Origin of the sequence: Nonomuraea sp. NPDC004580 (assembly GCF_040609855.1) — a bacterium.
Classification (GTDB): domain Bacteria; phylum Actinomycetota; class Actinomycetes; order Streptosporangiales; family Streptosporangiaceae; genus Nonomuraea; species Nonomuraea salmonea.
Genome location: NZ_JBEXLH010000036.1, coordinates 12,118 through 33,584 on the forward strand (window position 1 = coordinate 12,118; position 21,467 = coordinate 33,584).

General features: G+C 72.2%; 18 protein-coding genes. 6 read left to right on the forward strand and 12 right to left on the reverse strand.

Annotated features, from left to right (window positions below):
- Position 1: 1 nt before the first annotated feature.
- Together ABZW11_RS29915 and ABZW11_RS29920 are read right to left on the reverse strand one after the other, a co-directional pair.
- On the reverse strand, positions 2 to 2,776 hold the full coding sequence (locus ABZW11_RS29915; protein WP_355424080.1) for a BTAD domain-containing putative transcriptional regulator: 2,775 nt from the start codon (positions 2,774 to 2,776) through the stop codon (positions 2 to 4).
- 166 nt (positions 2,777 to 2,942) lie between these two features.
- Complete coding sequence (locus tag ABZW11_RS29920; protein WP_355424083.1) at positions 2,943 to 3,071, reverse strand: hypothetical protein; 129 nt, start codon at positions 3,069 to 3,071, stop codon at positions 2,943 to 2,945.
- Between the two features lie 217 nt (positions 3,072 to 3,288).
- Here ABZW11_RS29920 and ABZW11_RS29925 point away from each other — a divergent pair, with 217 nt between their 5' ends.
- The 4 genes from ABZW11_RS29925 to ABZW11_RS29940 all read left to right on the forward strand — a co-directional run bounded on the left by ABZW11_RS29925 (position 3,289) and on the right by ABZW11_RS29940 (position 6,067).
- The gene (locus ABZW11_RS29925) at positions 3,289 to 4,086 is read left to right on the forward strand and encodes a hypothetical protein (protein ID WP_355424085.1); all 798 of its coding nucleotides are present in this window, start codon (positions 3,289 to 3,291) and stop codon (positions 4,084 to 4,086) included.
- Between the two features lie 98 nt (positions 4,087 to 4,184).
- A complete protein-coding gene (locus ABZW11_RS29930; protein WP_355424088.1) occupies positions 4,185 to 4,376 on the forward strand; it encodes a hypothetical protein in 192 nt (63 codons plus the stop codon).
- A 129-nt stretch (positions 4,377 to 4,505) separates the two neighbouring features.
- Entirely contained in the window at positions 4,506 to 5,342 is an 837-nt protein-coding gene (locus tag ABZW11_RS29935; protein ID WP_355424091.1) for an alpha/beta fold hydrolase, read from the forward strand.
- Between the two features lie 26 nt (positions 5,343 to 5,368).
- Positions 5,369 to 6,067 (forward strand): TetR/AcrR family transcriptional regulator, encoded by a 699-nt coding sequence (locus ABZW11_RS29940; protein ID WP_355424094.1) that lies wholly within the window; start codon positions 5,369 to 5,371, stop codon positions 6,065 to 6,067.
- On the opposite strand, the gene ABZW11_RS29945 is transcribed toward ABZW11_RS29940, so the two are convergent.
- From ABZW11_RS29945 to ABZW11_RS29960, 4 genes are all read right to left on the reverse strand, one after another.
- Positions 6,049 to 8,223 (reverse strand): xanthine dehydrogenase family protein molybdopterin-binding subunit, encoded by a 2,175-nt coding sequence (locus ABZW11_RS29945; protein WP_355424097.1) that lies wholly within the window; start codon positions 8,221 to 8,223, stop codon positions 6,049 to 6,051. The two genes, ABZW11_RS29940 and ABZW11_RS29945, sit on opposite strands and share 19 nt — an antisense overlap.
- Positions 8,220 to 9,203 carry a xanthine dehydrogenase family protein subunit M gene (locus ABZW11_RS29950; protein ID WP_355424099.1) on the reverse strand — a complete coding sequence of 328 codons (984 nt, stop codon included), beginning with the start codon at positions 9,201 to 9,203 and terminating at the stop codon, positions 8,220 to 8,222. Before ABZW11_RS29950 ends, ABZW11_RS29945 begins: the two co-directional genes overlap by 4 nt.
- Positions 9,200 to 9,664, reverse strand: coding sequence for a (2Fe-2S)-binding protein (locus ABZW11_RS29955; protein WP_355424216.1), 465 nt, complete (start codon positions 9,662 to 9,664; stop codon positions 9,200 to 9,202). The genes ABZW11_RS29950 and ABZW11_RS29955 overlap by 4 nt, the downstream gene beginning before the upstream one ends.
- A gap of 295 nt (positions 9,665 to 9,959) precedes the next feature.
- Positions 9,960 to 10,985 (reverse strand): hypothetical protein, encoded by a 1,026-nt coding sequence (locus ABZW11_RS29960; protein WP_355424102.1) that lies wholly within the window; start codon positions 10,983 to 10,985, stop codon positions 9,960 to 9,962.
- A 105-nt stretch (positions 10,986 to 11,090) separates the two neighbouring features.
- Between ABZW11_RS29960 and ABZW11_RS29965 the strand changes: the two genes are divergently transcribed.
- Positions 11,091 to 11,948: a LysR substrate-binding domain-containing protein gene (locus tag ABZW11_RS29965; protein ID WP_355424105.1), complete on the forward strand. Its 858-nt coding sequence runs from the start codon at positions 11,091 to 11,093 to the stop codon at positions 11,946 to 11,948.
- A 70-nt stretch (positions 11,949 to 12,018) separates the two neighbouring features.
- On the opposite strand, the gene ABZW11_RS29970 is transcribed toward ABZW11_RS29965, so the two are convergent.
- The 6 genes from ABZW11_RS29970 to ABZW11_RS29995 all read right to left on the reverse strand — a co-directional run bounded on the left by ABZW11_RS29970 (position 12,019) and on the right by ABZW11_RS29995 (position 19,910).
- On the reverse strand, positions 12,019 to 14,289 hold the full coding sequence (locus ABZW11_RS29970) for a phosphodiester glycosidase family protein (protein ID WP_355424108.1): 2,271 nt from the start codon (positions 14,287 to 14,289) through the stop codon (positions 12,019 to 12,021).
- Between the two features lie 11 nt (positions 14,290 to 14,300).
- A complete protein-coding gene (locus ABZW11_RS29975) occupies positions 14,301 to 15,107 on the reverse strand; it encodes a phosphatase (protein ID WP_355424111.1) in 807 nt (268 codons plus the stop codon).
- A gap of 4 nt (positions 15,108 to 15,111) precedes the next feature.
- Positions 15,112 to 16,233 carry an ABC transporter ATP-binding protein gene (locus tag ABZW11_RS29980; RefSeq protein WP_355424114.1) on the reverse strand — a complete coding sequence of 374 codons (1,122 nt, stop codon included), beginning with the start codon at positions 16,231 to 16,233 and terminating at the stop codon, positions 15,112 to 15,114.
- A gap of 20 nt (positions 16,234 to 16,253) precedes the next feature.
- Positions 16,254 to 17,963, reverse strand: a complete 1,710-nt coding sequence (locus ABZW11_RS29985) for an iron ABC transporter permease (RefSeq protein ID WP_355424117.1) — start codon at positions 17,961 to 17,963, stop codon at positions 16,254 to 16,256.
- Between the two features lie 5 nt (positions 17,964 to 17,968).
- Complete coding sequence (locus tag ABZW11_RS29990; RefSeq protein ID WP_355424120.1) at positions 17,969 to 19,006, reverse strand: ABC transporter substrate-binding protein; 1,038 nt, start codon at positions 19,004 to 19,006, stop codon at positions 17,969 to 17,971.
- A 118-nt stretch (positions 19,007 to 19,124) separates the two neighbouring features.
- Complete coding sequence (locus ABZW11_RS29995) at positions 19,125 to 19,910, reverse strand: GntR family transcriptional regulator (RefSeq protein ID WP_355424123.1); 786 nt, start codon at positions 19,908 to 19,910, stop codon at positions 19,125 to 19,127.
- A gap of 318 nt (positions 19,911 to 20,228) precedes the next feature.
- Here ABZW11_RS29995 and ABZW11_RS30000 point away from each other — a divergent pair, with 318 nt between their 5' ends.
- The gene (locus ABZW11_RS30000) at positions 20,229 to 21,410 is read left to right on the forward strand and encodes an SGNH/GDSL hydrolase family protein (RefSeq protein WP_355424126.1); all 1,182 of its coding nucleotides are present in this window, start codon (positions 20,229 to 20,231) and stop codon (positions 21,408 to 21,410) included.
- The last annotated feature ends 57 nt before the right edge of the window (positions 21,411 to 21,467 follow it).

Below are 21,467 nucleotides of genomic sequence, written 5' to 3' on the forward strand. Positions count from 1 at the left end.
CTCAGAGCTGGTTCTTGATCGCCTCGGGCAGGTCGGGGACCGGCTGCGCGAGGTAGCGGGCCTCCTCCTCGGGCGTGAGCAGCCTGGCCTCGCGCAGGATCGCCAGCGACACCCGCCACGATTCCCTGGCCTCCTCGTGCCGGCCCAGGTCGTGCAGGGTGTGACCGAGCCACCAGTGGGACACGGCGAGGCCCATGGTGTAGCCGGCCTCGCGCTGGCACTCGATGGCCACGCGGTACTCGCCGACCGCCTCCTCGAGCGAGCCTCGCGCCCGCAGGCAGTCGCCCAGCGTGTCGTGCGCGGTGCCCACCGCGCCGGCGTTGCCCTGTCCCTTCACCGTCAGCACCAGGGCGAGCCGCGCCTCGTCCACGGCTTCGGCGTGCCTCCCCTGCCGGTGATAGACCTGCGCCCGGTTGGAGCGGACCATCCCCTCGTGCAGGGTCCGCCCCTCCTCCTGGGTGATGATGAGGGCGCTGCGCAGCGCGGTGAGCGCGTCGTCGTAGCGCTCCATCTGGGTGTAGGTGATGCCGAGGTCGTTGTAGAGCCCGGCCTTCCTGCGGGATGCCGTCCGGTCGGCGTGCTCCAGCGCCTCCTCCAGGTCGCGCACGGATTCGGGGAGATTCCCGAGCTGCTGGTGAATGCCGGCGAGCCCCTGCAGCAGGGGTGCCTGAGCCTCCCGGTCCGCCCTCTCCCCGGCCTGCCGCAGCACCTCCGCACCCGCCTCGAGTGCCTCGGCGAACCATCCCCGGCGGTCGAACAGCCACACCAGGTGGTCGGCGAGCCCGAGTGCCAAGCCGTCGGCCACCCGCGCCGCCTGGCGTACCGCGGCGACGAGGTCGTCCCGCTCCGCGACCAGCCAGGCGTTGGCGGCCTCAAGCGTCGGCAGCTCCTGACCTGCCTGGTCGATGGCGTACATGCTGGCCTCCGGGTGGTCGTTCAGCAGGGCGGAGGCCCGTTGCGCGGTGGCCAGGTAGTGGTGCAGCACGCGGTGGATCGCGCTCGCGCGTTCGTCGCCGGGGAGGTCCTGCTCGCGCGCGTACAGACCGACCAGGTCGTGGAGCTGGTAGCGGTCGGGCCCCGCGCGTTCGAGCAGGCGAGCGTCGAGGAGGTGTTCCAGGGCGGTCTCGGCGCGGTGCTCCGGCCAGCCGGCCAGCGCGGCCGTGGCGGTGGGCGTGTACGTGGGCAGGTCCGCCGCCCCGAGCAGGCAGAGCAGGTGCGCGGCGTCCTGGCCGGCGGGCTCCTCACGCAGCTGCTGATGGCTGACCGCGAGGCCGGCGCGTACCGCGAGGTCCGCGTACTCCAGCAGGTCGAGCCGCCTGGTGGCGTCGGCGAGACGGACCGCGAGGTGGGAGAGCGGACGGTCGGGACGTGCGGCCAGGCGCGCTCCCACGATGCGCAGCGCGAGCGGGAAACCGCCGCAGAGCCGGACGATCTCCTCCGCCGCCCCCGGCTCGGCTTCCAGGCGGCCGGATCCGACGATCCGGGCGAGCAGGGTGGCCGCATGGGCGTCGTCGAGCCCGCCCAGGTGCAGGTGCCGGGCGTTGCTCAGGGTGGCGAGCGGGTCGCGGCTGGTGATCAGCACCCGGCAGCCGGGCCCGGCCGGGATGAGCGGGCGTACCTGGCGGACGTTGCGGGCGTTGTCGAGAATGACCAGCAGGTCGCTCGCGGCGGTGAGCGATCGGTAGCGGGCGGCGGCCTCCTCGGTGTCGGAGGGGATGGCGGCGCCGTCGAGGCCGAGTGAGCGCAGCAGGTGGCGCAGCGCCTCGATGGGGGCGAGCGGGGCGAGCCTGGCGGTGGAGCCGTGCAGGTTGACGTAGATGACGCCGTCGGTGAAGCGGCCGGCGACGCCGTGCGCGACGTGGACGGCGAGCGCCGACTTCCCGACGCCGCCCGGCCCGTCGATCACGGTCACCGTGGCGTCGCTCAGCAGGTCGGCCCGCAGCCGCTCCACCTCGTCCGTCCGCGCCGTGAACGCCTGGACGTCGGCGGGCAGCTCCGCCGGAGGGACGTGCTCGAGCCGCCGCGTCCTGGGCAGGTCGAGTGCGGGATCCTTGGCGAGGACGGCCTGGTGCAGCCGGCGGAGCTCGGCGTCCGGCTCGATCCCCAGCTCGTCCACCATGGCCCGGCGCAGGCGCCGGTACGTCTCCAGCGCCTCGGGCGCCCGGCCGTCCCGATAGAGCGCGAGCATGAGCTGGCCGGCGAGACGTTCGCGCAGCGGGTGCGCCCGGACGAGCCCGGCGAGCTCGCCGGCCAGGGCCCGCTGGTCGCCGGCGGCCAGCCGCAGCTCGGCGTGGTCCTCGAGGACGCTGAGCCGCTCCGCCTCCAGCCGCTCGGCCTCGATGCCCGCCCAGGGCGCGTCCACCTCGGCCAGCGCCGGCCCCCGCCACAGCTCCAGCGCGCCGCGGAAGAGCGCGTCCGCGGTGGCCGTGGCGCCGTCCGCGCAGGCGGCGCGGGCCTGCCTGGACAGGTGGGCGAAGGCGTGCGCGTCCACGTGGTCGCGTTCGACGGCGAGCCGGTAGCCGCCGGGAACGGTCTCGATGGCGTCGGGGCCGAGCGCGTCGCGCAGCTTCGAGATCACGATGTGCAGCTGCTTGGTGGCGGTGGCGGCGGAGCTGCTCGCCCACACGTCGGCGAGCAGTGTCTCGGTGAGCACGACCTGCCCGGCGTTGAGGGCGAGCCGGATCAGCACGCCGATCCGCCGCCCCCCGCTGATCGTGACCACCCTGCCACCCGCCTCGACCTCCAGCGGACCCAGGAACTTGATCTCCAGGTTCACGCGAACGCTCCCGTCGTCGGCCAAGATCACAAATTCTAGTCACCGTGCCGGTCCGCCCGCTGGCGGCTTGTGACGATCCGTCCCTTACGGCCAGGCTCCGATGCCCCCAGGCCGCGTCCCATAGTCGCGGTCTCCGGCGGCACGCGGAGGCCACGCTGACGGGTGGTCAGACGCGGGTCAGGGCACGATCGGCGGTGCGGGCGAAGGACGGCAGCAGCTCGACGCCCCAGCCGGGTTCCCTCGGCACCGGGACTTCGCCGTCGCGCACCTCGGGCAGCGGCCCGGCCTCGGCCACCGGCGCATCGGCTTCCTCGGCCGGCCGCCCCGCGACCTGGAGTCGGGCCCGCTACGCTAGGAGGGCTACCGCTCCGCCCTGGCCGACGCCGGACTCCCGCTCGACCCCGTCCTCATCCGCGTCGCCGGCTACGACGAGACCGACGCCCGCAACACCACGTCCGCCTCCCCACCCGCCTCGTCCCCCGCTCCTCCTGCGCACCGCCGAAGTAGGGACCATGCCGCCTCAGGACGATCTCCGAAGCCTCGCGCACGCCAGGCTGGTGCGGCACCGCGTCCTCGCCGCACAAGCCGTCCCCTTACCAAGGGACGTCCTGGCCGTGCTGGTGAACGACCCCTCCCGATCCGTCCGGCGCGTGCTGGCGGCCCGTACCGACGTGGACGCCTGGGACCTGCTCCGCCCTTTGGCGAACGACCCCGATCTCAGAACCCGCCAGACCCTGGCCGCCAACCCCTCCTGCCCCGCCGACCTCCTGCTGACCCTGGTCGACGACCCGCACGGATCGGTGCGCTGGGACCTGCCCGCCCACCCGCGGGCCGACCGGCGCGTCCGGCGCAAGATCATCGAATCCCCCGACGAAGACCTCCGCCGCCTCCTCGCCGCGCAGGAGACCCTCGACCGCGACACCACCGAACAGCTGCTCCTCGACCCCTCGGAAGAGGTCCGCGAGTCACTGGCGGCCCACACCCCGTTCCCCGACGTCCTCGCCCGCCTGCTGACCTCGCAGAGCGCCCTCGTCCGCGCCGGCGTCGCCCAGAACCCCCGCACCACTCCCGACCAGCGCCACACCCTCACCCGCGACCGCTCGGCCCGCGTCCGCGCGACCCTGCTGAAATTCGTGGAACTGGACGATGAGGACCTCCGGCTGCTCGCCAAGGACCGGTCGCCGAACGTGCGCTGGTGGCTCGCCACCTGGCCCACCACCCCACGAGAGATCCTGGAGATTCTGCTCCAGGACCCGAACGAGGAAATCTTCAGGCAGGCGAACGCGACCCTGCGCCACCACCACTCGTAAGCGCCCGGCGTCTCCCGGGTGGAACAACGTACGGGCATGATTGCGCAAGGCGGGTTGTCGCCACGGACGGTCTGATCTTGCCGATCTACGCTTCCCGCATGGCTTTTGTGATCCCAGAGATCAAGGTCGGGCTGGCCGAGCTCGGTGGCGGGCCCGATGCCCGGTGCTCGCGGTGCGGCAAGCGGGCGACCCTGTACTTCGTGGAGCCGGTGACGGGAAGGCCCACGTACGTGTGCACGGCCGACGCCGGCGCCGAGGTGGAGGCCATGCTGCTGCGCTCGGCAGACTAGGAGGAACGCACCCAGGTTCGGGGCGGCCGGATCCCGGGTGAGGCGGGCAGAATGGAGCACGAACGCCGGCAAGGGCGCCGGTTCGAGGCCCATCAGTCCCGACGCGGGCGTACCCCGGGGAGCGCGTTCATGTCCACGCTGGTATTGGTTCACGGTTTCTGGCACGGCTCCTGGTGCTGGAGCGAGGTCATCCCCCACCTGGTCGCCGCGGGGCGGACGGCCGTCGCCGTGGACATGGCGGGGCACGGGCTCTATGCGCGCCGTCCCCGATGGTTCACCGAGCGGCCGTACGATCGCGCGGCGGTCGCCGCCGAGGTGTCGCCCGTCGCGGACGTGAGCCTGGACGGCGCGGCCGCGCTGCTGACGGAGCAGGTCAAGCGGATCGGACGGGGTGAGCCCGTCACGGTGGTCGCCCACAGCGCGGCGGGGCCGGTGCTGACGCGGGTGGCCGAGCAGGCGCCCGAGCTGGTGGCGCATGCCCTGTATCTCACGGCGTACATGCCGGCGTCGGACACGCCGGCGGCGGCCTACACGCGGATTCCGGAGGCCGCGGGCGATCAGGTCGCGCCCCTGCTGCGGGGGGACCCGGCCGGGATCGGCGCGCTGCGGCTGGATGTCGCCACCGACGACCCGGCCTACCGGCGGGGGCTGTGGGAGGCGTTCTACGGTGATGTGGATCCGGTGCTCGCCGACGCCGCCACCGGGCTGCTGACCCCGGACGGGCCGTTCGGGATCATGCTGGGCACCACCACGCTGACCCGGGCGGGCTGGGGGTCGGTGCCGCGGACGTACGTCCTCTGCGCCAACGACCAGGCGATCCAGCCGGCCGTGCAGAGGAGGTTCGTCGCCGAGGCGGACGCGGCCTTCCCCGGCAACCCGACGTCCGTGGTCTCGCTCGGCGCCTCCCACTCGCCGTTCCTGTCCATGCCCGGCCGGCTGGCCGAGGCGATCGTACAAAACGGTTGATAGCGGAATTCTGTTATCGTTGATACATGGCTGATCGGGAAGAGGTTCGCCAGCGCATCATCGACGCCACCACCCAGCTGCTGCGCGACAAGGGCCGCGAAGGGGTGACCACGCGTACGGTCAGCGCGGCGGCCGGTGTGCAGGCGCCCACGCTCTACCGCCTCTTCACCGACATGAACGGGCTCCTCGAAGCGGTCGCCGCCGACGGGTTCGCGCGCTACCTCGCCGGCAAGGACAGGCAGGAGCCCTCCGGCGACCCCGTGGACGACCTGCGCCGCGGCTGGGACAACCACGTCGGCTTCGGCCTGGAGAACCCCGAGCAGTACATGCTCATGTTCGGTCGCCAGACCCCCGACGCCCACCGGCGCAGCACCGAGCAGTCGATGGAGAAGCTGCGCCTGCTGGTCGAGCGCATCGCCGCCGCCGGCCGGCTCACCGTCGGCGTCCGCACGGCGATGGACATGATCCACGCTGCCAGCGTCGGCTGCACGCTCAACCTCATCCGCACCCCGTGGGAGCAGCGCGACCCGGCCCTGCCCGGCCGCCTGCGCGAGGCGGTGCTGGCGGCGATCACCACGGAGACGCCGACCGGCCCGCCGAGCGTGGCTCAGCGGGCCGTGGGGTTGATGGCCGTCCTCGGCGACGTGCCGGGTCTTTACACGCCGGGCGAGCGGGCCCTGCTGGACGAGCTGCTCGACAGGGCCGCTCAGAGCAGCTTGTCCTGAGAGAAGGGCACATCCCTGAGCCGCCGGCCGATGGCGTGGTAGATGGCGTTGCCGATGGCCGCGGGCACCCCCGTCCCCGGCGTCTCGCCGAAGCCGCGGATCCCGTTCAGCTCGGCGTCCGGTTCCTCAGGGTCCACGAAGAGCGCCTCCACCGACGGCACGTCCGCGCAGACGGGCACAAGGTACGTGGACAGGTTCGGGTTGACGACCCGGGCGGTGTTCGGGTCCACCATCGTGTGCTCCATCAGCGCGAACCCGAGCCCCCAGGTCACCCCGCCGATGACCTGCCCGCGCGCGGTCCTGCGGTTGAGCACCCGGCCCAGGTCGTACGCCGCCACCACCCGCGACACCCGCAGCCGCCCCAGCCGAGGATGGATGCGCACCTCCAGGAACACCGCGCCGAAGGCGTGCCCGCCGGTGTTCCTCCTGCTCCCCGTGGCCTCGACGGGCCGGCCGTGGCGGCGCATGACGTCGCGGTAGGTGTCCGTGCGCCCGCGTGCGGACAGGCGGCCGTCCCCGGCCACGACCTCGCCGGCGGGCACGCCGTGCAGCGGTGAGCGCGGGTCGGCGACGGCCAGCGCGATCACGGCCTGCCGCGCCTGCGCCGCCGCCTCGGCCGCCGGGCCCGCCACGCTGGGCATCGTGGCCGACCCGGCGGACAGGGAGGCGGCGGGGTAGGCGGTGTCGCCGAGCAGCGTCGTGACGTGCCCGAGCGGCAGGCCGAGCCCCTCTGCGGCGATCTGGGTGAGCACGGTGTAGGTGCCGGTGCCGATCTCCTGGGTCGCGGTGCGCAGGGTCGCCCGCCCGTCGGTGCCGACGGTGAGCCTGACCTGGGACGGGATGGCGGCGTGGGTGTGGGTCTCGGTGGCCATGCCCCAGCCGACGTACTCGTCGCCGTCCCTGGTGGTGCCCGGCTTGGGCCTGCGCCGGGACCAGCCGAACGCCTCGGCCGCCACCCGGTAGCACTCCAGCAGCCGCTTGCCCGGGTAGGGCGCGGGCGGGTCGGCCTGCTGGTCGACGTCGGTGTGGTTGCGTACGCGCAGCTCGACGGGGTCGATGCCGAGCTCGTAGCTCAGCTCGTCCATGGCGGTCTCCAGGCCGAAGTGCGCGGTCGTCTCCGGCGAGCGCATGTAGCTCGACGTCGGCAGGTCGAGGCGGACGCCGAGCTGGCGTACGTGCACGTTCGGGCAGGCGTACAGGCGCACCGCGGACTCGCTGCCGTTGTAGATCGCCTCGTCCACGCGGGTCACCTGGGCCGTCGAGGTGCTCTCGATGGCGGTCAGCCGGCCCTGCCGGTCGGCGCCCAGCCGCAGGTGGTGGCGGTGCTCGGCGCGGTGGCCGTTGGAGGTGTACATCTGCGCGCGCGACAGCACCAGCCGCACGGGCCGGCCGCAGAGCTCCGCCACCGCCGCGGTGAGCAGGGTGTGCGGGTAGGTGGGGCCCTTGGCGCCGAACCCGCCGCCCAGGTAGGGCGAGACGACTCTGACCTTCTCCGCCGGCTGGTCGAACCCGAAGGCGGTGGCCACGGCGTCCCGCGCGAACACCACGCCCTGGGTGCTCTCGTAGAGGGTCAGGGTGCCGTTCTCCCAGACGGCGGTGGTGGTGTGCGGCTCGATCGGGTTGTGGTGCTGCATCGGGCTGCTGTACGTCCGGTCGACGCGTACGGCGGCCTGCTCGAACGCGGCGGCGGCGGCACCCCGGCTGATCTCGTTGGGCCGGTCCCGGAACCGCTCGGGCAGGAACGCCTCGCCGAGCACGTCCGCCATCCGCACGACCGGCTCTTCCACCCGGTAACGCACCTTCACCAGCGCGGCGCCCTCCTGGGCCTGCTCCAGGGTCTCGGCCACCACGTACGCGACCGGCTGCCCCTGCTGGTGCACCCGCGTCTCCTGCATGGGGATGAACCGCCGGTTGAACGGAAAATTCGGCACATTGAGCCGCCGCAGGTCCGCGTGCGTGTAGACCGCGACGACACCTGGATGCGCCAGCGCCGCCCGGCGGTCGATCTCCAGCACCTCGCCACGCGCGATCGTGCTCATCACCAGGGCGCCGTGCAGCACACCGGGCACCTCCTGGTCAGCGGCGTAACGGGCGGCGCCGGTGACCTTCGCCCTGCCGTCCACCCGCGCCACGCCCTTGCCCACCAGCCCGCTCATCGCAGCCCTCCCAGCTCACCGAGGATGCTCACCAGCGCCCGCTGGACAAGCTCGACCTTGAACGCGTTCCCCTCGTACGGCTTGGCGTCCGCGACCAGGAGCCGGCCCGCCTCCTGGATCGCCTGCGGGGTGAGCGGGCGGCCCCGCAGCGCCGCCTCGGCCCGGGTGTCCCGCCACGGGCGGGTGCCCACGCCGCCGAACGCCAGCCGTACGTCCCGCACCACGCCGCCCCTCGTCCGCAGCGCGGCGGCCACCGACACCACCGCGAACTCGAACGTGGCCCGGTCGCGCAGCTTCAGGTAACGCGACCGCCCGGCCAGGTCCGTCCGGGGCACGTCGACCCGGGTGATCAGCTCGCCGGGACGCATCGCCGTCTCCTGGTCAGGGGTGGACCCGGGCAGGAGATAGAAGTCGGCGATGGGGACAGCGCGCTCGCCGCCGGGGCCGAGCAGGTGCACGGTCGCCTCCAGCGCGGTCAGCGCCACCGCCAGGTCGGAGGGGTGGGTGGCGATGCAGTGGTCGCTGCCCCCGAGGACGGCGTGCGACCTGTTCTGGCCGGTGATGGCGGGGCAGCCGCTGCCGGGCACCCGCTTGTTGCAGGCCGAGCCGGCGTCGCGGAAGTATCCGCACCTGGTGCGCTGCAACAGGTTCCCGCCGATCGAGGCCATGTTGCGCACCTGCGGGGACGCCGAGGCCAGCAGCGCCTCCGACAGCACGGGGAACTCTTCACGCACTCCGGCGTGCTCGGCGACCTGCCGCATCCTGGCCGCCGCTCCGATGCGGAGCGTGCCGGAGCAGGCGGTGATGGAGGCGAGGTTCAGCCGGTTGACGTCGATGAGGTGGTCGTGGGCCTCGGCGCCGTCGCGCATGAGGTTGAGCAGGTCCGTGCCGCCCGCCACGTACGTCGCGTTGGGGGTGTTCGTCGCGGTCCGCACCGCGCCGGCCGGATCGCGGGCGACGGTGTAGCCGAAGGCCCTCATCGCCGCACCTCCTTCGCGGCGTCGGCGACGGCGGCCACGATGTTCTGGTAGGCCGCGCACCGGCACAGGTTCCCGCTCATCCACTCGCGGATCTCCGCCTCGGAACCCGCGTGCCCCTCATCGATGCAGGCCACCGCCGACATGATCTGGCCGGGTGTGCAGGCGCCGCACTGGAAGGCGTCGTGCTTGATGAACGCCTCCTGCACCGGGTGCAGCTCGTCGCCCCGCGCCAGCCCCTCGACCGTGGTGATCTCGGCCCCCTGCCGCATCACCGCCAGCGTCAGGCACGACTTGACCCGCTCGCCGTCCACCAGCACCGTGCAGGCCCCGCACTCGCCGCGGTCGCAGCCCTTCTTGGTGCCGGTCAGGCCGAGCCGCTCGCGTAACGCGTCCAGCAACGTCACCCGCGGCTCCAGGACGACCGTGCGCGCCCGGCCGTTGACGGTCATCTCGACCTCCATCGTCGTGCCGGGCGCGGCGGCGGCGTGCGCCGGGGCGGGGAACGCGATGCCGCTCCCCGCCACCGCCGCGGCGGCCGCGGTTACGGCGGCGCCCTTGATCACCGTGCGGCGGGTGTGCAGGGACGGGTCGAGCAGGGCTTCCGTACGTTTCTCCGGTGGCTCGTGCGGGTCGAAGGTGGATCTGCTGCCGTGGTCGTTCATCGCGCTCCCTCCCCAGACATGTAAGCAATGAAAACGCTATTTCGTTATCGCTGCTTACGTCAAGAGGCGCTAACGGCAGCGTGTTAGCAGCGATTCACGTCATGTGGGCCCCGAACCACTCCAGCATCGGCTGCGGCCGCCGCTGGAACTCCAGGTAGCCGTCGAAGCGACGGTTCGTGCCGCGTACCCACTGGAGCTTCTTGTCGGCGACCGGGATGTTGTCGAACATCGCCTGCACGTCACTCGGCTCGGTCAGCGTGTCCTCGTGCACCTGGTACAGGAACGTCGGAACCCGCACCCCCTTCGCCCACTCCCGCGGCTGCCGCGCCGCGAACGGGATGCCGGTCCGCAGGACCACCAGCCGCTCCAGCTCATCGATGCGATCGGCCGGCACCCCCGCCATGACCAGCCGCCGCGCCATGATGACCTCCATGGTGACCGGCTGCGGCCCCACCAGGCAGCGCACGCCCTCGAACGCCCGCGGGTCCCTGCTCATCGCGTGGAACGTCGAACTGCAGCCCAGGCAGCGGCTGAACAGCCCGATCCGCATGCCCTTGGTGTCGCGGCGCTCGCGCGCGTACCGGAGCGAGCCGAGCACGTCACGCGACTCGAAGATCCCGCTGGAGGCGATGCCGCCGTTGGCGGCGCCGCTGAGGCCGGAGTTGCGCAGGTCGTAGGCGAGCACGTGGTAGCCGGCGTCGTGCAGGATCTTGTAGTCGGGTACGAGATCCACCTCGAAGTCGTTGCCACTGGAGCTCCAGATCGACCTCCACGGCTCCAGATGGCCGGGCAGCCCCGACCGGTTGAACCCCATCGGATGGTTGGCGATGATCAGCCGGTCGGAGCCACGGGCGGGGATGAACCAGCCCTCGACGGGCACGCCGTCGATCGCCTGGAAGGTGACGTCCTCGTAGTCGAGGCCCTGCTCCGCCGGCGTGTGCATGATCGGCGAGCGGAGCTGCCGGCCGAACGCGTCGGCCATCTGCCGCAGGATCTCGTCCTCGCCGGGCGCGGCCGCCGCGGTCGTTCCCGCGAGGAGGGGGACGGCCGACAGTCCGGCCGCCGTCCTGAGCACGGCGCGGCGCGTCGTCGGGGACGCGTGGTTCTCGCTTCTTCTCATGGCTCCCATGGTCGGGAGAGCCCGCCCGCGCGGTCCAAAGCCTGTGCGGCATCCTCATACGTCCGAGGCATCACCCGACGTCAGGTTCGGAGTTATGCTGCAGGCATGGCCGAGTCACAGCCGGATCTCGACCTGCGATCAGTGCGCTACTTCACCGTCGTCGCCGAGCACCGGCACTTCGGCCGGGCCGCCCAGGCCCTGCACATCACCCAGCCCTCGCTGAGCCGCCAGATCCGCGCGCTCGAACGCCGGCTCGGCACTCCCCTGCTCGACCGCACCCCGCACGGCACCCGGCTCACCGGGGCGGGCGAGGTGTTCCTGCCGCGTGCCAAGGCGTTGTTGCGGTCATCGGCGCAGGCGGTGTCCGCCACCCGTGCCGCCGCCCGTCCCCGCAGGATCGCGATCGGGCACACCCTGCACGTTCCCGTCCTGCCCGCCGTTGGCGAGCTGCGCCACCGGCACCCCGACGCCGACGTCCGCGTGGTGCGGCTGGCCTGGAACGAACCGCGGGCCGCGCTGCTGGAACGCCGGGTGGACGCGGCGGTGTGCCGCCTCCCGCTCCGCGACGCCGGCCTCCAGGTGACGCTCCTGTACGACGAGCCGCGCGTCGTCCTCGTCGCCCGCGACCACCGCCTGGCCGGCAAGGACCACGTGACGCTCGACGACCTCGACGGCGAACCGATCCCCCGCCTGCCCGACCCGCTGTGGAACGCGCACTGGCGCCTCGTCCCCCGCGCGGACGGCCCGCTCGTGGAGTCGCCCGAGGAGAAGTTCGAGATCGTCGCCGCCGGCCAGGCCGTGGCCATCGTCTCCGCCGGCCTGCGCGCGGACCACCCGGGCGTCACCAGCGTCCCCCTGCAGGACGTGCCGCCGAGCCAGGTGGCGCTCGCGACGCGAGCCGACGACGACAATCCCCTGCTCATCCCGTTCCGCGAGGCCGCCCTGCTCCGCCTCACCGGCTGACACGGTGGGCGGCGAGGAGTGCGGTGGCGCCTGGGCGCGGCGACCGCCCGGTCGCCGCGCCCAGGCGGGGTCAGCCGGCGGCCACGGCGGTCAGTTCGTCCAGGACCAGCGTGCCGGTGTAGCGGGCGTCGGGGTTGATCTCGTTGAAGAAGATGCGGCGCAGGCTCACCGGGTACGCCATGCCGTCCGGCACGTCGTACGTGATCTGCTGCCACCCGGGTTCGGTGATGAAGGCGGGTTCGATCGTGTGCAGGGTGCCGTTGCGGTCGACGACCTCCAGGCGGGTCCGCTGGTCGTGACCTTCCGACCGCACCCACAGCTTGAACGCCGTCGGCTGGCCGGCCACCGGGAGGAGGCTGGCGGACGGCCAGATGCCGACGCCGCGCGTCTGGGTGCTCTGGGTGAAGTCGTAGTCCAGCTTCAGCCCGTTCCCGGCATGACCGTCAGGGGTGGAGGAGGCGGTGCCGGTGGCGCGCAGGCTCCAGAAGTCCCAGTTCGAGGTGTCGTCGAAGGTGTCCACGACGTCCTGGGAGGTTCCGATGCCGACGACCAGCTCGGTCCGCACGCCGCCGGCGGTCACCGTGACGACGTGCTCGCCCTCGGCGGCCCTGGCGGTGACGGTGAACGCGCCGTCGCCGGTCGGGGTCACCTCCAGCGCCGCCTTGTCGTAGGTGAGGCGGACGTCGGCGGGGTCGATGGGGGCGGCGTACCCGGCAGCGTCCGCGCCGTTGACCTCGAAGGTCCCCTGGGCGCCCTTCGTCAGGAGGTTGATGCGGCGGGTGCCGGTCTCCAGGCGGGCCAGCGGGCCCAGCACGGTGAGGTCGATGGCGCCGGCGGCCTTGCCGTGCTTGGCCGTCACGGTCGTCTCACCGGACGCCAGCGCGCGGAAGACGCCGTCGCGGTCCACCCGGCCGACCCGGCCGTTCTCGGCCCGCCACTGCGGCTTGATCTTGCGGGGCATGCCGGCGGGACCGTACGTCTCGTCGTAGGCGGCCGCCGTCAGCCGGCGGGTGAGCCCGGGGAAGACCCGCTCGGTACGCCACGACGCGGCGGCCTCAGGACCGGGGAACCGGTCGCGCTCGGTCGCCGTGCTCACCCAGAAGCCCTTGGCCTTGCCGCTGCCCTTGGGCAGGAACATGGCCAGCCCGGTCGGCACGGGACGGGTGCCCGCCGCGTCCGACGGCCGGTTGACGAGGTCCACCTGCCGCTGGCCCGGTTCGCGGACGACGAGCGTGGTCGAGCCGCCGCCGTCGAGGTTGAGCGCGGTGTGCGCCCCCAGCTTCACCATCATCCCGGCCAGCTCGTCCAGCCCGATGCCGCGGGAGAACTCGGGCTGCCGGCCGTCCACCGCGACCAGCCACATCCTGGTCCCGTCGGCGGAGAACCCGACGGCGGTGCGGGGCTCCGGCGTGTTGTTCTCGGGCGGGAGCCGGAGCGGCTCGCCGTCGGCGACGATGAGCTGGCGTCCGCTCACGGCCGCCTTGACCTTCATGTCGCCGGGAGCGCGTACGGCGTAGTCCACGGAGACCGGGTCGCCGACCCGCAGCGAGGACAGCACGTCGGCGCCGGCCTCCCGTCCCACCAGCACGAACGCGCCTTCGGCGATCGCGCCCTCGCGGGGGACGTCCACCACCTCGGTCACGACGCCGTCGCGCACGACCACCTCGATGGTCCGCGCGACGCCTCTGACCGGATGGCAGCGGCAGTAGGTGCCCCAGACCGGGGTGAACATCCCGATCTGGTCCTTGAGCAGCTCGGCCTTGTTGAGCGCGTCCAGGGGGACGGTCCTGCCGGGCAGCTTGACGGTGCCCTCGAAGACGATCTCGCCGATGGCGCCGATCTGGTCCTCGGAGAACATCACCGCCGTCTGGTTCGTCTGCGTCGCCTTCGTGTTGGGCAGCGGCGACTGCAGCAGCTCGCCGTCCTGGATGGCCACGCCCCACGGCGCGCCGGAGGCGGCGATGTCGAAGTAGTCGGCGTTCGTCGCCGCGATGGCGCCCGCTTCGCGCGCCATGTCGAGCAGCGGCCGCCGCGCGGCGACCTGGCCGGGGAACAGCCGCCCGATCTGCACGCCGGCCTTGAGGTCGACGGACATCTGGTACGTCTGCAGCCAGCCGGGCTCCCCGGTGGCGCCGTCGGGCCCGTACAGCTCGACCGTGCTCAGCTCGACGCCGGGAGCGACCGGCTGGGTTTCGCGGTAGGTCTCGGTGCGGCCCTCGACGACGACCGCCGCGGCGGCGGGCGGCGGCGTCGCCGCCGTCGCCACGTACGCCGGGCCGGTCAGGACGAGAGCGAGAGCCGCAGATAACAGGCTCCAGCGCCGCAAACCACGACGGGACATGACCATCCTCCTCAAACAGCGATACCGGCCGCGCGCCGGAGCATGTACGCGGTCACCGGCGCGAACTCGGCGGGCGTGAAGTTGTCCTCGATCGGCAGGACGGGCTCGTGCCGTCCCCTGGCGTGCGCCAGGAACAGGGCGATGTCGTTGGCGTCGGCGATCGACAGCGTGTGCAGGCCGGCCGCGATCGCCGCGCCCGCCATGCCGTGGTCGGCGATGACGAGATCGATCCGCGCGCCGCCGCCGGCCACCGCGGCGATCATGGACTCCATGTAGTCGGGCCGGTGGGTGTGCAGGATCGCCTCGTCGTGGAAGGCGCACGCGACCCCGCCGAAGAACCGGATCCCGGTCTCGCCGGCGGCGTGGGCCCCGACGGCGCGGTCGAGCCGGTGGTCGTCGAGGACGCGGACGATCCTGTTGCCCGCGTCCCGCAGGGCGCGCGCCAGGTCGGCGTAGTGGTCGAGCAGCCCGGTCGGGTGCCCGGTCGCCAGCAGCACCGTGCCGCCGCCGTCCCGCAGGAAGGGGGCGAGGGCGTCGGCGTGCGCCCTGATGCCGGCCAGCGTGTGCTCGGGCGCGATGTACCCGAGCTCGGGGTCGCCGTCGGTGATGCGGTCGCCGATGCCGGCCTCGACGGCGGCCACGACCTCGTCGATGGAGGCGGTACGCCAGTCCTCCAGGCCGAAGGTGTTGTCCAGGTCTCCCTTGAGCATCTTGTGCGCGTACGCCAGCGACTGCCGGCGGACGGTCCTGATGCCGCCGGACAGGCTGCGCTCGACGAGCAGGTCGCGCAGGTCCGCCTCTTCGTGTGCGATGCCCATGCCGTCAGCTCGCCGCGGCTGCGACGACGGGCCGGGCGGCGGCTTGCGGTGGGCGCCACGCGCCCTCGACCCTGGGGAACGCCCGCGCCGCTCCCTCGCCGATGCTCAGCCGCACCTTCGCCCCCGGCGACCAGCCGCTCTGGGCCGAGTGCACGATCACGACCGAGCCGCCGGCCTCGACGTAGGTGCGGACGACCGGGCCGAGGAACTGCACGTCGCGGACGACGCCGCGCAGCGTCCCCGGGCCGGGGGCGTCCTCCTCGCTGAGCGACACGTCCTCGGGGCGTACCGACACGTCCACCGGCGAGCCGGGCGAGACGGAGGACGACGTGCTCGCGGGCGTCGCGGGGAGCACCGCTCCCGCGACGTTCACCTCCCACGACTCGTCCGAGCCGCCCGCGTACTCCCCCGCCAGCCAGTTCGTGATGCCGACGAAGTCGGCGACGAACCCGTTGGACGGGGCCAGGTAGATCTCGTGCCCGCTGCCGAGCTGTTCCAGCGAGCCGTCCTTCATGACGGCGATCCGGTCGCCCAGGGCCAGCGCCTCCTCCTGGTCGTGGGTGACGTAGACGATCGTCGTCCCGGTGTCGCGCTGGATCTCGCGCAGCTGGGTGCGCAGCTGGATGCGGGTCTTCGCGTCGAGGTTGGACAGCGGCTCGTCCATGAGCAGCACCGACGGCCTGATCGCCAGCGACCGCGCGACGGCGACGCGCTGCTGCTGGCCGCCCGAGAGCTCGTTCGGCCGCCGGCCGCCGAGACCCGTGAGGCCGACCAGCTCCAGCGCCTCCTCGGTACGGCGGGCCCGCTCGTCCTTGGCCAGCTTCTGCGCCTTCAGCCCGAACTCGATGTTCTCCGCGACGGTGAGGTGCGGGAAGATCGCGTAGTCCTGGAACACCATGGACGTCGGCCGCGCGTCGGGCCCGTACCCTGACACGTCCACGCCGTCGATGAGCACGCTCCCGCTGTCCGGCTGGATGAACCCGGCGATCATCCGCAACGTGGTGCTCTTGCCGCACCCGCTGGAGCCGAGGAGGCAGAGGAACTCGCCGCGGCCGACGACGAGGTCGAGGTCGCGTACGGCCGGCACCCCGTCGAACGACTTGCACAACGACTTCAGTTCGATCATGGAATCTCCATCAGCAGGTGTCACAGGTCGTAGAGCCGCAGCCGGGAGCCGAGGGCGAGCTTCGCGACGGCGAGCCCGGCGAAGCTGACCACCATCAGGCCGGCCGCGACACCGGTCGCGGCGCCCCACTGACCGAACTCGGCGAGGTTGACGATGGTGGGCGCGCCCAGGCCGATGCCCGGCGAGGTCAGGAAGATCACGGCACTCAGCGTGTTGATCGCGTGGAGGAACCCGAACACGAGCGACGTGGTGAACGCGCCGCCCAGCAGGGGGAACATGATCTGGACGATGACCCGGGCACGCGAGGCGCCGAGGTCGGTGGCGGCCTCGTCGATCGACGGGCTGATCTGGTTGATGGTGGTCACCGCGGTCCGGTAGCCGACCGGGATGGCCCGCACGACCATGACCAGCACCAGGATCAGCGCGGTGCCGGTCAGCGCGATGGGCGGCTCGTTGAACGTGAGCAGCCACGAGATGCCGATCATCGTCCCGGGGATCGCCGACGGCAGCACCGCGAGCCCGTCCATCACGCCCCGGCCGAAGACCCGCGTGCGGTGCACGACGTACGCGGCGACCAGCGTGCTGATCGTCGTGATGATCGCCGCCGTGGCGGAGAACAGCGCGGAGTTGCGGATGTCGTCACCGCGCAGGAGGGCCGTCTGCCAGTGGTCCAGCGTCAGGCTCCAGTCCGCGCCCCATGCCCGGGTGAACGAGCCGACCAGGATGCTCCCGTAGATGAGGATCATCAGGACGCTCACCAGGCCGAGGACGGTGAGCAGGCCGCGCCGCACGGCCGCGGGCAGCGGCGCGGGCGGCAGGCTGCCCGTCTTCCCCGACACGGTGACGGCGGAGCGCCGCGCGAGCACGCGCCGCTGGATCAGGAAGAGGATCAGCGTCGGTACGAACAGCAGCACGCACAGCACCGCCGCCATCCCGAAGTCCTGCCGGCCCACGGCCTGCACGTACGCCTCGACCGACAGCACCTGGTACCCGGCGCCGATGAGGACGGGGTTGCCGAAGTCGGTGATGACGAACATGCCGACGAGCAGCAGCGCGTTCAGGATCGTGGGGAACGCCAGCGGCAGCGTGACCCGGCGGAACGTCTGGAACCAGGTCCAGCCGAGGTCCCGGCTGGCCCACTCCAGGGTGGAGCCGATGTTCTTCAGCGTCGGCAGCAGGGTCAGCGTGGCCATGGGGAAGAAGGCGAGCGTCTGCACGAGCCAGAGCCCGCCGAGCCCCAGGAGGCTGATGTCCAGGCCGAACAGCTCGTGCGTGATCAGGCCGCGCCGCCCGAACAGCAGCAGCACCGCCAGGCCGACGACGAACGGCGGCGAGATCAGCGGGAGCAGGGCCATCACCCGCAGCACGGCCCGGCCCCTGATGTCGGGCCGGCTGAGGGCGTAGGCGAACAGGAAGCCGACCACGGTGGCGCTCAGCGTCGAGGCCACGCCGATGACGACGGTGTTCTTCGCGGCCGTCGCCACGCGCGGCTCGGCCAGCCTGCTCCACGCCTCGCCGTCGGGCTCGAACAGCATGGCGACCGTCGGCACGAGGACGAGGAGGAGGAGCAGGCCGGCGACGTAGGCGACGAGCGTGCCCACCGTGATCCGGTCGGCCAGCAGGCGCCGGCGACTGCGTCGTTGCCAGTCCGGCGGGGTCCCGGGGGCCCGCTCTGTCCGCTCTTCCGGCCGCTCTTCCGGCACGACGGTCTGCTGGGTCGTCGAAGGCACCTGCATCAGACCCCGTACCGCTTGGCGAACTCCTTGGACACCGCGTCGCGCATCTCACCCGCGCGTACCGGGTCGTAGTCCACCAGGTCGAGCTCGGCGAGACCCTGCGCGCCGTCGGGCAGGTCCACGTCGCCGCGCACGGGGTAGGAGTGGACGAGGTCGACGATCATCTGGGACGCCTTCCTGCCCTGCAGCCACTGGACGAACTTCTCGCCGCCCTGGGGGTTCGGCGAGCCCTGGACGAGCGCGTTGCCGGAGATGACGACGCCGGTGGGCTTGGGGTAGACGAGCTCGATGGGGAACCCGGCCCCGCGCACGTTGAGCAGGTCGTGGGCGAAGGAGACGCCGGCGGCGTACTCGCCGGTGGCGACGAGCTGCGACGGCGCTCCACCGCTGTCGGTGTACTGGCCGATCAGCTTGTGGAACTCGTCGAGGAACTTCCACGCGCCCGCCTCGTCGCCGTGGCGGAAGATCTGCGTCGCCACGAACGTGTACCCGGTGCCGGACAGCGTCGGGTTCGGCATGACGAGCTGGCCCTTCAGGTCGGGGCGCAGCAGCTCGTCCCACGTCGTCGGGAGCGGGGCTCCGCCGGTCTCCTCCTTCCACCGGTCGGCGTTGACGCCGACGGTCATCAGGATGAGCTCGTTGGCGTGCCAGTAGCCCTCGGGGTCGACGAACCGCTTGTCGATGCCCTCGGCCGCGGGCTTGACCGACCGGATCAGCTTCTCCTTGGCGAGCGGTCCGGCGTCCCCGCTGGCCAGGCCGATCACGTCGGCCGCCGGACGGCCCGCCTCGGCCTTCAGCCGCGCCAGGAGCTCGCCGGCGCTCTGCCGCAGCACCTCGACCTCGGTGCCGGTCTCGGCCGTGAACGCCTCGGCCAGGCGCCGGGCGGGCTCTTCCGGCATCGGCGTGTACCAGGTCACCGTGCCGCCGCCGGACGCGGACGCGGCGTCGTCGCCGCCGCCGGACCCGCAGGCCGACCCGAACATGAGGAGTGCGAGAGAGAGCGCGCCTGCGGCGACTCGTAACAGGGACTTGTGCATGAGTGACCGCCTTCGGATCGATGCGCCCACAGGAAGGGGACGCAAGGTCACGATGCACGAAATGGTGTTATCTGCGACGCGAGGTGTCAATACCTCTTGTAGACCACTTGGCCGGTCGTCAGCCCAGAGACGTCACCTTGTGGGTCACTCCGCGGGGGTGTCCGAGGTCCTCCTCAGGGGTCGCCGTCAGGTCCAGCTCCGATGTGATCATGTAGCGGTCGCCGCGGAACAACGTCTGGGTGAACTCGATGGGAACGCCGTCCGACGTGCGGGTCGCCGTCCTGAAGAGGAACGCGGGAGAGTACGGCGGCGCGTCCAGCACGCCCGACTCCTCCTGGCTGAGCACCGTCGGCTCGATGGTCTGCGTACCGGCCGCCACCTTCAGGCCGTACCTCTCCGACAGCAACCGGTAGAGGGACTTCTCCTCCAGCTCGCCGGCGGGCAGGCCGGGCACCAGCGCGTCGGGCAGCGTCGTGGTGGCCAGCGCGATCGGGTCGCCGTCGGCCAGCCGCAGCCGGCGGATCGTCACGACGGTGTCGGACGGCGCGATCTGCAGCCGCCAGCTCATGCGCACGCCCGCGTCGGAGCGCTCCACGCCGACGACGCGGGTCGAGGGCGTGATGCCCCGCCTGCGCAGCCCCATGGAGAACGACGACGCCGTCGGCGACTGCGTGATCGTGGGCCGCGCGACGTAGGTGCCGCTGCCCTGCTTGCGGATGAGATGGCCGTCCCTGACCAGGTCGTCGACGGCGCGCCGCACCGTGAGCCTGGAGACGCCGCAGTCCTCTTCGAGCACCCGCTCGGGCGGAATCGGATCTCCCACGTTGAGGTCTTCGAGCAGGCTCATGATCCGCTCGCGGACCATGTTGTGCTTGCGCCCGCGACGAGCGTCCGCGTCGCTCACGTCCACCCCCTCCTGCCCTCTGAATCCCCTTTACGGTGACACCCGCAGTTCCCCCGCATTTTACGTCACGGCCACGGATTGGTATTGACGACTTGTATACCAACTCTTACAGTCACCGAAGAATCATGACCTTCCGGTGAACCAGGGCGGGGCGTGATGACGCCACCGCCACTCCTCCGTCCCATGGCTGGCCGCGACCGTCAGGCCGGGTCCGATCATCGTCGCATCAGGGCCGACGCATGACCACCCTGCCCCGATCCGCGCCTTCCCCCGACCGGGCTCAGCCCTGAGCAGCATCGTTCCGACAAAGGAGCACCGATGGGCAACCACATGGTCAATCGACGTCATCTCTTCGGGCTCGCGGGCGCCGGCGGCGCCGCCCTCGCGATCCCCGGCCTGTTACCGACGCCGGCGAACGCCGCCGTCCCGCACCCGCCCGCCGCGTGGCCCACCGAGTTCGTCGAGGTGACGCCCCGCGTCGAGGGGGACATCGCCTGGTACGACGTCTCGCACTGGGGCGTCGAGGGCAAGGGCTGGTCCGACACGGTGGCCTTCTACGACCGGCTGCCGGCCAAGGCGGAAGGCGTCGTGACCCCCGAGGTCTGGGTGCGCAGCCGCAACTCCTCGGGGCTCCTGACCCGGTTCGTCACCGACTCGACCATCTTCCGGGCCCGCTACCGGCTCAGCCTGGCCACCGTCTCGATGTACCACATGCCCGCCATCGGCCACAGCGGCGTGGACCTGTACGCGCGCACCCCGGAAGGACACGACGCCTGGCTCGCCAACACGCACCCGGCGGCGCAGAACGTCGACCAGCAGATGGGCATCGCGGTCGACCCGGGTGAGCGCCTCTACACCGCGTACCTGCCGCTGTACAACAGCCCGCAGCGGCTGGAGATCGGCGTCCAGGCCGGCGCCAAGTTCCTCGGGGTCGCGCCGCGCACCACCCCGCCCGCCGTCTTCTACGGCAGCTCGATCATGCAGGGCGGCGTCGCGTCCAGGCCCGGCATGTCCATCACCGCGCTCCTGGGCCGCCGCTTCGACGTCCCGACCATCAACCTCGGCTTCTCCGGCAACGCGCGCATGGAGCCCGAGATCGCCCAGCTCCTCACCGAGCTAGACGCGTCCGTCTACGTGGTCGACAGCTCCCCCAACATGAACCCGCAGCAGATCACCGAGCGCGCCGAACCCTTCGTCCGCATTCTGCGCGCCGCCCGCCCCGACACGCCCATCGTGATGGTCGAGGACCGCCGGTACGGGGACGGCCAGTTCGTCGAGTTCCGCCGCACCCGCAACGCCCAGAACGCGGCCGCCCTGCGCACGGCCTACGAGAACCTGCGCGGCTCCGGCGTCAGAGGTCTGTCCTACCTCTCGGCCGACAAGCTCCCCGGGCCTGAGGAGCTGGTGGACGGCTCGCACCCGAGCGACCTCGGCATGGCGACGTACGCGAAGGCGTACGAGAAGGTGTTGCGCCCGATCCTGAACAGACGAGGCCACTGAGCTTCGCGGGAACCTCCTGCCAAGCTGGAGCGTGCCCCGGGGCTTGCGGCAAGGCCC

Excerpts from the sequence above, each read along its gene's own strand:
- ABZW11_RS29980 (WP_355424114.1), bottom strand. The coding sequence starts at position 16,233 with ATGATCGAACTGAAGTCGTTGTGCAAGTCGTTCGACGGGGTGCCGGCC.
- ABZW11_RS30000 (WP_355424126.1), top strand. The coding sequence starts at position 20,229 with ATGGGCAACCACATGGTCAATCGACGTCATCTCTTCGGGCTCGCGGGC.
- ABZW11_RS29975 (WP_355424111.1), bottom strand. The coding sequence starts at position 15,107 with ATGGGCATCGCACACGAAGAGGCGGACCTGCGCGACCTGCTCGTCGAG.
- ABZW11_RS29935 (WP_355424091.1), top strand. The coding sequence starts at position 4,506 with ATGTCCACGCTGGTATTGGTTCACGGTTTCTGGCACGGCTCCTGGTGC.
- ABZW11_RS29990 (WP_355424120.1), bottom strand. The coding sequence starts at position 19,006 with ATGCACAAGTCCCTGTTACGAGTCGCCGCAGGCGCGCTCTCTCTCGCA.
- ABZW11_RS29950 (WP_355424099.1), bottom strand. The coding sequence starts at position 9,203 with ATGAGGGCCTTCGGCTACACCGTCGCCCGCGATCCGGCCGGCGCGGTG.
- ABZW11_RS29965 (WP_355424105.1), top strand. The coding sequence starts at position 11,091 with ATGGCCGAGTCACAGCCGGATCTCGACCTGCGATCAGTGCGCTACTTC.
- ABZW11_RS29940 (WP_355424094.1), top strand. The coding sequence starts at position 5,369 with ATGGCTGATCGGGAAGAGGTTCGCCAGCGCATCATCGACGCCACCACC.
- ABZW11_RS29960 (WP_355424102.1), bottom strand. The coding sequence starts at position 10,985 with ATGAGAAGAAGCGAGAACCACGCGTCCCCGACGACGCGCCGCGCCGTG.
- ABZW11_RS29925 (WP_355424085.1), top strand. The coding sequence starts at position 3,289 with ATGCCGCCTCAGGACGATCTCCGAAGCCTCGCGCACGCCAGGCTGGTG.
- ABZW11_RS29930 (WP_355424088.1), top strand. The coding sequence starts at position 4,185 with ATGGCTTTTGTGATCCCAGAGATCAAGGTCGGGCTGGCCGAGCTCGGT.
- ABZW11_RS29970 (WP_355424108.1), bottom strand. The coding sequence starts at position 14,289 with ATGTCCCGTCGTGGTTTGCGGCGCTGGAGCCTGTTATCTGCGGCTCTC.
- ABZW11_RS29955 (WP_355424216.1), bottom strand. The coding sequence starts at position 9,664 with ATGGAGGTCGAGATGACCGTCAACGGCCGGGCGCGCACGGTCGTCCTG.
- ABZW11_RS29945 (WP_355424097.1), bottom strand. The coding sequence starts at position 8,223 with ATGAGCGGGCTGGTGGGCAAGGGCGTGGCGCGGGTGGACGGCAGGGCG.